Genomic DNA, 11,723 nt, shown 5'->3' with positions numbered 1-11,723 from the left:
AGCCGCGAAAGCTCCGCCCGCCAAGGCCGCCTCGCAAAGAAAGCGGCCAATGCGGGATGGGACCGGATATAGGCCTCGACAGCCGCAATCGGATCCGTGGCCGACAGAATTCCGAAGCTGGCGACCAGGGGCTGGTCCATCCGTGGCGGGGCGCCATAGTCACGCGATGCGTGATGCAGCCGGGCAAGGGCGGCCCCGGCTGCATAAGCGTGATCATAGGACAGGAACGGGGTCCAGGAGGGGCGGTCGCGATACAGATCCTCCCCCGGCGCCTGACGATGGAGTTCGTACGTCCACTCCCCCATCGCGACCGCGCTAGTCCCCTGCCCCGTACGCAATATTCCGGGCACCGGCATCCTTGAAGCCGCCAGATGGGCGATAAAAGCATGTTCCTCGGCCAGCCCTGCTATGGACCGCACGCGACGATCATGACGCTTGAGGAGGAGTGCGTCGCCCGTCGTATCGATCAGCGTCGCGGCGGAAAATGGTCGCGGAGAGTGCCAGCGCAAAGCTTCGATCCGACCCGCGTCTGGAAAGCACGCCAGCACCGCCGCCGCTTCGTCCGGCGTGATCGCGGGCCAGACAGGGGCTTCCAGAGCGAGCCCCATGCCATGGACTTGGTGGCTGACATGCGCATCCCTGGAAACGGTCACCGTCAAAACCCGCGCGAGACGGTTGCCACGACAGCCGCGCCGCCGCCGATATAATAAGCGGGGGCACTGCCCGTAACGATCGTGCCGCCGCGCCCGACGACGTCACGGGCGTTGGTGCTGACCGACTGCACGCCTGAGAGGACATGCGGGTCGGTCACGTTGATCGCGTTGAGGCGCAGATCGGTACGCTTGCCGTCCAGCAAAGCCGCAAGGTGAACGCCGATCGCCAGATCGAGCGTCGCATAGCCCTTGATGCTCTCGTCATTCATGAATGTCGCATATTGGCGGCCGACATATTTGCCCGCGATGCTGCCGAAGACCAGTCCATCGTCATAGGTGCCACCGCCGCCGAGTTGCAGCGTCGGGCTCGATACCGCGCGCTTGCCCCGCGTCGGCAGATAATCCGCGCCGACGGGCAGATCGTCATCAATCCGCGCCCGTAGATACTCGCCCGAGACATAGACACTGACGCCCTTGGCGGGACGATAGTCGATCTCGGCGTCGACGCCGTAAGAGGTCTGCCCCCCGGCGTTCAGCGTCGAATTGACCTGCGCACCGCCAATGTCGACGACCGTCGCGAGTTGCCGGTTGCGGAACTTATAGTGAAAGCCGGTCACCGAGGCCGACAGGCTGGGGCCGATATAGCGATAGCCCAATTCCTGAGAGACCGAATATTCGTTTTTCAGCGCGTCGGTCCCGCGCGTCGAGACGATGCCGCCATCGTAAAGGTCATAAAGCGTGAATTCATTGGGGGTTCGGAAGTTCGTCGTGACGTTGGCAAACAACTGCTGCCGGTCGTCGATCGCATAATGGACGGCGGCGCGCGGCAAAGCGGCAAAGCTGTCGCCGCGAACGCGGGTCTGCGGCCCAGGCAGATGGTTACGGCCATTGCGGAGCAGATTGACGCCCTTGAAGCCCATATCGAGCGTCAGGCGCGGCGTAAGTGCGATGCTGTCGGCCAGGAAAAAGCTCTTCGTGACCGTGACGGTGCGCTGGTTCTCATAGGCGAGCAGCCGGCCGTCGGCGGTGCGGATCGCCTTGCTGCGATATCCCCATTGGTCGATGGGATGCCCGTCCGCGCCGACCGACGTATAGGTCTGGGTAACGCGGTCCGTCCCATGGTCGAACCACAGGCCCGCGGTGAGCCGGTGGATGCCGGCCTGCAAGGTCAGCTTGCTGACATTGCCGGTCCGCATCTGATCGCCCGTGTAATTGCCCAGGACCGTGGCGACGCCGTCCACCGCCCCCGGCAGCGAAATAGGTGCGCCAAGCTCTTCATCGCCAAGGAAGTTGCCGGTGGTCGAAAGCTGCGTGCCGTAAGGTGAATTGCCGTATCCGAATTGCAGATAGGTCGTGCTGTCGAGCGTCAGGCGATCGTTCAGCGTCACATGCACCGGTGCCGAGGCGTAAAGATTGCGGAACGGCGCCCGGTATAGTCGCCAGTAACTGGTGTTTCCCGGACTATAGCGCGCATCATAGTTGAACCCGCGACCCTTTGCCTCCCACTCGGCCAAGGTCGGGCTGGGATAGGTCGAGGAATTGGCGTTATTATACGACAGGGCTAGGCTGGCACGATTACCGCCGCCCCATTCCCGAAGCAGCTTGGCATCCACATGCTGCCGCGTGTCAAACCCCGCACCGCGCCAATTGTCCGCGCGCGTGTTGGAATAGGACAGGAACGCTTTCCATCCGGTGCTGCCGATCGTCCCCGTATCAAGCCGGACGAACAGGCGGCGCAGCGCGTAGGCACCGAGCGACAGATCGGCAAGCGCCTGGCGCGTGTCCTTGGGATCGTCGAGCGTTAGCGACAACAAGCCCCCCGCCCCGCCGACCGTCGGCGAGTCGATATCTACCGACCCTTGGGCCAGCACGATCCTCCGCAGATTTTCGGGATCTGCAAATTGCGACGGATAGGCGTAATAATAGCCGATGTCATTTTGCGGCGCGCCCTCCATCAGCACCCCGATCTCATCCTGGCCCAGCCCACGAAGGGTCAGGCTGGAGCTGGTCGAAAGACCGTAAGGATCGCTGGAGGCGACGTTCGCGCCGGGCAACAGCGTCACGAGCTGAAACGCGTTGAGGGTCGGGGCCTGCTTGACGATGAAGTCGCTGGAAATCGCGCTTACCGCCTTGGGCTCGGTCTGATCGGGTAGCAGCCCCTCGGGATCGCGGTGACCGATCACGCGAATGTCGCTTCGGGCCTCGGCCGCCTGCTGTGCCGAAGCAGTGCCGGGAAGCATCAGCCATGCCGAGCTCAGCACGACCGCGCTGCACCGAGACATCATTCGACCGCGCACATTCATAATCGGCATCGCCTCAGGTCCACTTCACAGGAAGGGACGACGGAGGAGCCGTCACCCCTCCCTACGCCGGTATGATCCGGATCAGGTTCTACGGGTCACGGGCTGCTGCCCATCTCTCAACCGCGCATCAGCGGTCCCCCGGGGATGCCGCCGTCTAGGCCGTTCCGGCGTCCATGCAAACGGTTATTGCCGACCTATTTGAGAAGCGTGATAAGCCCATCCATCGAATAGGGCTTGCGCAGCAGTCGAAAGCTATGGTTCGCCTGTTCGACAAGAACATGGCTATAGCCGCTGGTCAGAACCGTTTCGAGATCGGGCCAGCGCGTCGCCACGGCCTTGGCCAATTCCAGCCCGCTCATACCGGGCATCACGACATCACTGAAGACGAGGTCGAATTTGTCGGCCGATGTCTCCAACAACGCCAATGCCGCCTCACCGCTTTTCACCCAGGTCACCACCTGTCCGATTTCCTGCAGCAGATCGCGGGCGAACTGACCCACCACGTCATTGTCTTCGACCAACAGCACGCGGTGGGTCGTCAGCTTCGCGCGTCTTTTCTGCAGGGCCGAAGCTCCGGCAGAAATCTCTTCCGGCTTTGCGAGCGGCAGATAGAGCGTGAAGGCGGTGCCCATTCCAATCCGACTATCCACATCGACCTCGCCATTCGACTGTTTGGCGAAACCGTGCACCTGGCTGAGACCCAAGCCGGTCCCCTTCTCAAGACCCTTTGTGGTGAAAAAGGGTTCGAAGATATGGCCGAGCGTCTCGGGCGCGATGCCGGCACCATTGTCCGCAACGCGCACCGCGACGAACCGCCCTGCCCCTGGCCCATGTCCACGGACGGCGGGCACTCCTTCGACGAGCGAGGCGGCAATGTCGAGCGTCCCGCCCGATGGCATCGCATCGCGCGCATTGATGACGAGGTTCAACAGCGCCGTCTCAAACTGGTTGGGGTCCGCGCTGACGATCGCATCCTCACTCGCGCCGATCGTCACCGTGATGGCCGCCCCCACACTCGTTTCGATGATCGGTCGCATCGCCGCGATCCGCGCCGCGACATCGAAAATCTCAGGCTTGAGCGGTTGTCGCCGGGCAAATGCCAGCAACTGCGATGTCAGGGCCGCCGCACGGTCGGCCGTGTCGGAAATCGCATCGAGATAGCGTTGCCGCTTTTCCGGTGCCAGACTAGGCATTTTGAGCAGGTCGACCGAAGAGCGGATGACGGTCAGCAGATTGTTAAAATCGTGCGCGACGCCGCCGGTAAGCCGCCCCACCGCCTCCATCTTCTGCGCCTGCGCCATCGCTTCGCGGGCGCGCTCGACCTCCTTTTGCGCCGCCCAGCGCTCGGTCAGGTCGCGGGTGATCTTGGCGAAGCCGATCAACCTGCCGCTCTCGTCATGGATCGGATCGATCAACACGCCGGCACGAAAGCGGGTACCGTCCTTGCGAACCCGCCAGGCCTCGGTCTCGAACTTGCCAGCCTCGCGCGCGATACGGAGAGCGCGTTCCGGTTCGCCCGCCTGCCGATCCTCCTCGGTATAGAAGCGCGAGAAATGTTCGCCGACAATCTCCATCGCGCTATAGCCCTTGATCGCGGCCGCGCCCGGATTCCAGTTCGTGACCCGCCCATCCGCATCGAGCATATAGACAGCATAGTCCTTCACCCCCTCGACGAGCAGGCGGAAACGCTGTTCGCTCTGTTCCAGCGCGCGCCGCGCCTCCAGCTTGTCGGTGATGTCGCGGGTGACCTTGGCGAAACCGATGAGGCCCCCTTCGTCATCGATGACGGGATCGATGACAACGCTGGTCCAGAAGCGGGTGCCGTCCTTGCGAACCCGCCAGCCCTCTGCCTCGAAGGTCCCGGTGGATGCGGCGGTGGCCAGGGCCCGCTCCGGCAGGTTAACCGCACGGTCTTCCACGGTATAGAAACGCGAGAAGTGCTGGCCGATAATTTCGTCGGCGGAATAGCCCTTGAACCGCTCCGCCCCGGCATTCCAGCTCGCGACATAGCCGTCGCGGTCAAGCAGATAGATTGCGTAATCCTTCATGGCGTTGACGAGCAATTCGGCACGGCGATGGGAATTCAGCCGGGTAAGGCCCTGGTGATCCAAGTCGTTCGTCTCAGCTTTCATCGTTTCGATCATGGGCCCGGCGCGATCGTGACGAACCTGCGCCGGGGCGATGGAAGCTAATTCTAAGTTACTGCAAAAGGTATGATTTTCTAATTGCTCTAGATTTAGATGCGGGGGCATGCCCCAGATGTCATTGGCGCGGGCCACGCTTTCGCCACGCCGTAACCGCAGCGATCGCAATCGGTACGACACCCATCGGACGCCCCCGACGAAGCAACGCAAAACCGATCGTTGCGATCGTCCCATTGCCTGCCAGAGCTATAAGCGAGCCGGAGAGTGCGGGGCGCGATGACGTCGACCGCTGGGGGAGCGCCACATGTTTGCGTTCGCCTAGCGACGAAGGGCCATCGTCCGGCTCGGCCTTTGGATCGCCCCCCTCACCTTCGACCTGGCGTTCCAGTTCGGCATTCAACTCGGCACCCATCAGAAAGACATAGGCGGTAAGCCATAGCCAGGTCAGCGTCACGATGACCGCGCTCAACGAGCCATAGGTCGCACCATAGTTACCAAAATGCGATACGTAGAACCCAAAGCCCGCCGTGCCGGCCAGCCATAACAGGGTTGCACCGACCGATCCCGGTGACAGCCATACCCAATGCGGCTGGCGATGATCGGGCCCGAAGCGGAACAGCACTGCCGCCGCCGTCACGACGAGCAACGCCAAGAGCAAATAGCCCCCGAGCCGAATGGCAACCAGTATGGCCGTCGGCGCATTCGGGATCAAACCGCTGAGGAAAGCCAACAACATGGTGGTGCCGATGGCGACGAAGATCAGCAGGACTCCGCCCGCGACGACCGCGAATTGTAGCAGGTTCAGTCGGACGAAGCCGCGCGTCTCGTTCGTGTCATAGGCAACGTTCAAGCCCGTGATGATGGCCGACGACCCCTTGGTGGCGCCATACCAGGCTAGGATCAGGGCCACGACCAGCCCGATACCCTGCTTGTCCTTAGAACTCTCCACCACGGTCAGAAGCTGGTCCGTGATGATCGACGCGGCATCGTGCGGCAAAGAGGCGAAGACGCCTTCGACATTTCGCCGTACCGTCTCGGCATCGGCGAACAGGCCGTAGCTCAGGACGACGGCGCCCAGCGTGGGCACGATCGCGGCAAAGACATAGAAGGCAATGCCCGCCGCGATGATGCCGACATTGTCGTCGCCCATTTCCTTCCAGGTGCGCTGGAGGATGGCGAACCATCCCCTTGCCGGAACCTGCAAGGGCGATGGCGCGCCTTCGCCCGCGCGGTGATCGACGACGCTCATGCTGCCTGCTCCCGGTCTTCATCGGCATAGTCCAGGCAGGCCTCGACCGCTGCTCCCAGGCTGCCGACATACAGGTTCGCGCCGAGCGTCCGCTGTATCTCCCGATCCGTCAGCGCCGCCTCGCCCTCCGGCCACAGGCCGACCAGGATCGGGATATTGCCGACGCGCGACCGGATGCGGCGGACCAGATAGCGAAGATGCGATGGCGAGCCGCCGATCTCCAGATAGGAGATGCACACCATCCGCGCGCCGGTGGCATCCAGCCGGTCGATATTCGCCCGCGATCCCGCCTCGTGCGAGACGCGGTTCACGCCAAATCCCCGTTTCGCCAGCAACTGCTCCAGCATGGCGGTCACGGCATCGTCCAGGACCCCGCGTCCGGCAATGCACAACACGCTCCCATCGGTTTGCCAGCCGGCCGGCGCAGACGGAAGCGTGACCGGCGCCGTTTCCGCGAACCCGACCCTATTGTCGGGAAGCGGCTTCAGCAGGCCTTCGCGTGCTTTTGCAGGGCTAGCGGTATCCTCCTGCAGCCTGAGTTCATCGACCAGCACGAGCATCGAATGGACGACCCGCCCCGCGCGCTCCCGTGTGATCGCCCCCCGCTCGACATCTGCGGCGGCCAGTTTCAAGGCGGCCAGCGCCACCTCGTCATAATAGGCGGTCAGCGACCGCGCGGCGAGTTGGCTCTCTGCCTGTTCCAGCGCCTCGTCGGGATCCTCCGCCAACATACGCTGGTAAAAGCTTTCGACCGGGGTCAGCGCCGGCCGATCACCGAGCAGCACGTCCAGAAACTCCAGGCTTGGGATATGCCGCCCCAGCACGACCAGCAGAAGCGTCAACGGCATCGACAGGACAAGGCCCACCGGCCCCCAGATCCATGTCCAGAAGACCGCCGCCAGCACGACCGACAGCGGCGAAAGCCCCGTCGAATGGCCATACAGCAATGGCTCTATGACATAGCCGATCAACGGCTCCAGGATGAGGAACAGCGCCGCCACCATCCAGACCGTCGACCAGCCCGGATCGGCTCCGGCGGCCACCAGCAGGGGCAATGCCGCGCCCAGCAACGCGCCGATATAGGGCACGAAGCGCAACACCCCCGCCAATATGCCCCATAATGCAGGGACTGGCAGCCCGATAAGCCACAGGCCCATTCCGACGGTCAGACCGAAACTGGCATTCACCGCGAGTTGCGACAGAAAGTAGCGGCTGAGCCGTGCCCCGGCATCGTCCATGGCCGCCGTCGTGCGATGAAGATCGGACGAACCAAACAGACGGATCAGGCGATCGCGCAAATCCTCCTTTTGGAGTAGAATGAAGATCGCGACGACCAGCACAATAACGAATGTCTCGAACGGAGCGACGACGGGGCCCAGATAGCCGCCGATCTCCTCAAGAACAGGGGTCTGCTTCTCGACGACCCGGACGTTCAAGGGGTGGGCTCGCGTGCCACGCTCGGCATTGGGGTCCGCAATTACGACCGGGGGGGGCGTGTCGGGGCCAAGGAACGGCAATCGCCTAGTCAGAAAACCGGTCGCGCCGTCGATCTTGGATTGGACGGCCGTGACATAGCCTGGCGCCCTATCCGACAAGGACGCGGCCTGGGTGCCGACCAGCGTGCCGATGCCGCCAAGCACGCCCAGCGCGCACAACACCGCCACGAAGATCGCCAGGCCCTTCGGCAACCGAAAACGCCGCAGCAACAGGACGATCGGCGACAGGACGAAGGACAGTAGAACCGCCAATGTAATGGGGATCAGCACATCCTTGGCGAGAAAGAGCCCGGCGATCACCACCACCGCTACGGCGAGCCCGAGCAAACCGTCTCGTCCCGGCACCTTGGCCGCTGCCACGCCAGTTGCCGACGCTGGCCGCCCCATCCCATCATCCATTCGCTTTCCCTTCGAAAAAGGGCAAACTCACGCTGACCGACTTCGGTCCACGATCATATCGGGGTTATGGACATATGTTGGCATCATCGGATGGAGCGCGATGGGCGGGTCGATCCGCGCCCTGAACAAGCCGCCCCTGGCGAGTAGTCAGGCCCGGTCTGCTCCCTCATTCAAATGAGGGGATCGCAACTGTCATTTGGTCGAAAATTTCGTACCGAGAAGCACCAGTCGGTCACCCGTCACGCCGAACCAGTGCGGCACGCCTGCGGGAAGGAGCAGCACATCGCCAGGGCGGAGCGGGCGCGTCACACCGCCCTCGATCCGATCGCCTTCGACCAAGTCTTCCTGACTCGTAACCGGGGCGATCAATCTCCCGCCCGATACCAACGTACCCGCGCCCTCCAGCACGATGGCATATTCGGCGTTTGACGGATGCACCGCCGGGCGCCCCGGTTTCTTCCATATCTCGATGGCGACGACGCGCGGGCCGTCGCGAAGAAGTGGAAGCCATGCGAAACCCTGTCCCGGCTTCATCTCGGCGAGCATCGCGGCCGTCTGCGCCCGAACCTCCATCGCGCTCGCCAGATTGTCACTCTTGTCGACCATTGGGGATGTGGTCGATCCACCGGCCGCCTGCGCCATCGCGACAGGTGACGACACCCCGCCCGCGAAAAGCGCCAAAGACGTACTGATCGCAATTTTCGCAAAGGAAACCCGCATCTTACCCTCCCCCGATTGAGTCAGCTCTTCTGGCATCCGAAAGCCCCCACGGCAACAGGGGCGCGGGGCGGCGGTTGCCTCATAATCGCTCGGCCCATGACCCATCGTTATAGCTGCTCCCCATCGCGGAATGGGTTGCAAGCCCGGGCCATGCTATGGCTTCGCCGATGAAGGGCGTGACGATCCGGGGCTTGATATGCAGGCGTTCGCGACGCTTGCCGGCGCTCGGCTGCCTGGCGGCTCTTACGGCATTGCTCTGCACTCCGCCGGGCTGGGCGGCACAGACGCCACCGCCCGCCTGCCCTGTGCTACGCGACCAGCCATTCCCCAAAGACGATCGGCGTTTCGCCATGATCGACGCGGCCGTCCGCGGCGGCGTCGGGACGCTGTATGCCGGTGCCGTGGTGTTGATCGCGCACCACGGCGACGTCGTGCACCTCGTCGCGTTCGGACACGCGCAGACGCTGACCACCACAGGGAACGGTGCAGCGGAACCGCTCGCGGTGCCCCGACCGATGACCACGGACACGCCCTTCGATATGGCGTCGGTCACCAAGGTGGAGGCGACCACCGCCGCGATCATTCACCTCGTCGGGAGCGGCCAACTGTCGCTCGATGACCGGCTGGGCATGGTGCTGCCTGCCTTCCGAGATACGGACAAGGCGGAGATCACGATACGGCAGCTACTCACGCACCGCGCCGGGCTATGGGAATGGCAACCGACGTGGCTGCACACTGCGCCATCGAGACGCGCCCTGCCCTATCTCGTGGCTCTCCCACTACGCTATCCGATCGGTTCGCGCTTCGCCTATTCCGATCTTGGCTTCATGATCCTCGGCGAGGTCGTCGCGCGGGTCACAGGGATGCCGCTGGACCGCTATGTCCACGAGCGGCTCTATCACCCGCTTGGCATGGCGGACACGGGGTTCCTGCCGCCACCCGCACTGCGCCATCGCGCCGCAGGGACCTCACAGGGGGATGCGTATCAAAAGCAGATGGCGGAGACGGGCAAACCCTATCCCGCCGCACCTTATCCTCCCGCCCAACCCTTTTCGGGCTATCGCTCGAAGTTTCTGGTCGGCGAGGCGAACGACGCGAATGCAGCGCTCGGCTGGGGCGGTGTCGCGGGTCATGCAGGGCTGTTCTCGACCGCGACCGACCTGGCTCGCTACGCACAGCTTTTGATCAACGGCGGCTGCTACGGCCATTGGCGCATGGCTCCGCCAGAGTCCATCGCCGCGTTCGAGCAGACACCCTTCGATCCCGATCAGGCGCTTGGCTTTCACCGGACGCAGCTCGCCGGCATCCCCGCGCCCTTTCTCGGGCATTCGGGTTTTACCGGCACCTGGTTTGCCTTCTCCCCAAAGCTGGGATTGACCGCGGTCCTGCTGACCAATCGCCTCCACCGGCCCGACGGCCAGCCAAACCCGGCGCTCGATGCCTTGCGGGAAACGGTGCTCCGGGCCGCCGTCACGGAGACCGCCCAATGATCGTGAGCTTGGCAAGGGGGCAACCATGGCCGTGAATTTGGGTATGATCGAAGGTCTTTTCGGCAAGCCATGGAGCTGGGTCGATCGCACCACCGTGTTGCAAACCCTCGCGGGCGCGGGCTATCGCTTCTACCATTACGGCCCCAAGGCGGATCCGTTTCTGCGCCGTCGATGGATGGAGCCGCACCCGCCGGAACAGGTCGCAGCACTCTCCGCCTTCGCCGCCCGGTGCCGGGCGCTCGGCGTCTGCTTCGGCGTCGCGCTGACCCCGGTCGGCAGCACCCATCCCTTTGACGAGGCGGCTCGCGGTGCGTTACGCCGCAAGCTCGCGCATCTGGACACGCTGGGTATCGACGATCTCGCCATTCTGTTCGACGATCTGCCCGCCGAATTGCCGGATCTGGCGCGCGCCCAGGCGGAACTCGTGGACTTCTGCGCAAACAACAGCCGCGCGAGCCGGATATTCTTCTGCCCCAGCTTCTATTCGGACGATCCGATCCTGGAACGCGCCTGGGGGCGGCGACCGCCCTCCTATCTGCCCGACCTTGGCCGCCACTTGGATCGTCATGTTCAAGTCTATTGGACCGGCGAGGAGGTGGTGTCGCGAGAGATCGGTGTCGCCCATCTACAGCGCGTGCAGGACGAGCTGGGCCGCAAAGTGTGTCTGTGGGACAATTATCCGGTCAATGACGGCGTGCGTATGTCGCAACATCTCCATCTGCGCGGCTTTACCGGACGCCCCGCCGCGATCCGTCACCATGTCAGCGGTCATGCGATCAACCCCGCCTCGCAACCGCTGCTGTCCTGCATCCCCGCGCTCACGCTTGCCGCCAGCTACCGTCAGGGCGCTCGCTACGCCTATGGGCAAGCGTTTCTCGACGCGGCTACGGTGGTGCTCGGTGGGGACTTCGCCACCATCCTGCACCGCGACATCCTGCCGTTGCAGGACACCGGGCTCGACAATCTGGGGGCACGCCATGCCGAATTGCGAGAACGCTACGGTGCGATCGACCATTCGGCGGCGCGGGAGATCACCGCATGGCTGGACGGTCACTTTCGCACGACGCTGGAAGAGGTGCAGACGCAATAGCGGGAGAACGGAAATGACGCATGTCGACTTGGGAGGAAATGCGGATGTGGCGACACGGGGCGACCGCGTTCGACCCGATCGAGGAGGATCGGCGACGATCGACCGCCGCCAGTTCATCGTCACTGCCGGGAGCGTTGCATGGACCTTGCCCAGCTATGCCATCCCGACACCGCCGGGGT

General features: G+C 63.7%; 8 protein-coding genes and 1 riboswitch (1 of these 9 running past the window's edge). Of the genes, 2 read left to right on the top strand and 6 right to left on the bottom strand.

The genetic code is table 11. The annotated features are described in order from the left end of the window. From ACWPWT_RS16745 to ACWPWT_RS16720, 6 genes are all read right to left on the bottom strand, one after another. Positions 1 to 608 carry the 5' portion of a phosphotransferase enzyme family protein gene (locus ACWPWT_RS16745; RefSeq protein ID WP_454280992.1) on the bottom strand. It extends 502 nt beyond the left edge of the window, so the window shows 608 of its 1,110 coding nt (coding positions 1-608); its start codon is at positions 606 to 608; the stop codon falls past the left edge of the window. A 47-nt stretch (positions 609 to 655) separates the two neighbouring features. After that, positions 656 to 2,893: a TonB-dependent receptor gene (locus ACWPWT_RS16740; protein ID WP_454280991.1), complete on the bottom strand. Its 2,238-nt coding sequence runs from the start codon at positions 2,891 to 2,893 to the stop codon at positions 656 to 658. A 104-nt stretch (positions 2,894 to 2,997) separates the two neighbouring features. Continuing rightward, positions 2,998 to 3,107: riboswitch (TPP riboswitch) on the bottom strand. A gap of 43 nt (positions 3,108 to 3,150) precedes the next feature. Next, positions 3,151 to 5,088, bottom strand: coding sequence for a PAS domain S-box protein (locus tag ACWPWT_RS16735; protein ID WP_454280635.1), 1,938 nt, complete (start codon positions 5,086 to 5,088; stop codon positions 3,151 to 3,153). A 130-nt stretch (positions 5,089 to 5,218) separates the two neighbouring features. Further along, positions 5,219 to 6,349 (bottom strand): YihY/virulence factor BrkB family protein, encoded by a 1,131-nt coding sequence (locus tag ACWPWT_RS16730; protein WP_454280634.1) that lies wholly within the window; start codon positions 6,347 to 6,349, stop codon positions 5,219 to 5,221. Next, positions 6,346 to 8,244, bottom strand: a complete 1,899-nt coding sequence (locus ACWPWT_RS16725) for an AI-2E family transporter (protein WP_454280633.1) — start codon at positions 8,242 to 8,244, stop codon at positions 6,346 to 6,348. The genes ACWPWT_RS16730 and ACWPWT_RS16725 overlap by 4 nt, the downstream gene beginning before the upstream one ends. A 192-nt stretch (positions 8,245 to 8,436) precedes the next feature. Continuing rightward, the gene (locus ACWPWT_RS16720; RefSeq protein WP_454280632.1) at positions 8,437 to 8,850 is read right to left on the bottom strand and encodes a cupin domain-containing protein; all 414 of its coding nucleotides are present in this window, start codon (positions 8,848 to 8,850) and stop codon (positions 8,437 to 8,439) included. A gap of 464 nt (positions 8,851 to 9,314) precedes the next feature. On the opposite strand from ACWPWT_RS16720, the gene ACWPWT_RS16715 reads away from it, so the two are divergent. Both ACWPWT_RS16715 and ACWPWT_RS16710 read left to right on the top strand, forming a co-directional pair. After that, positions 9,315 to 10,454 carry a serine hydrolase domain-containing protein gene (locus tag ACWPWT_RS16715; protein ID WP_454280631.1) on the top strand — a complete coding sequence of 380 codons (1,140 nt, stop codon included), beginning with the start codon at positions 9,315 to 9,317 and terminating at the stop codon, positions 10,452 to 10,454. 25 nt (positions 10,455 to 10,479) lie between these two features. Then, a complete protein-coding gene (locus tag ACWPWT_RS16710) occupies positions 10,480 to 11,544 on the top strand; it encodes a beta-N-acetylglucosaminidase domain-containing protein (RefSeq protein WP_454280630.1) in 1,065 nt (354 codons plus the stop codon). Positions 11,545 to 11,723 lie beyond the last annotated feature (179 nt).

The sequence above is a fragment of the Sphingomonas sp. Marseille-Q8236 genome, from assembly GCF_965112005.1.
Note: the sequence above shows the minus strand (reverse complement) of the source record. Positions and strands in the feature narration are given on the sequence as shown.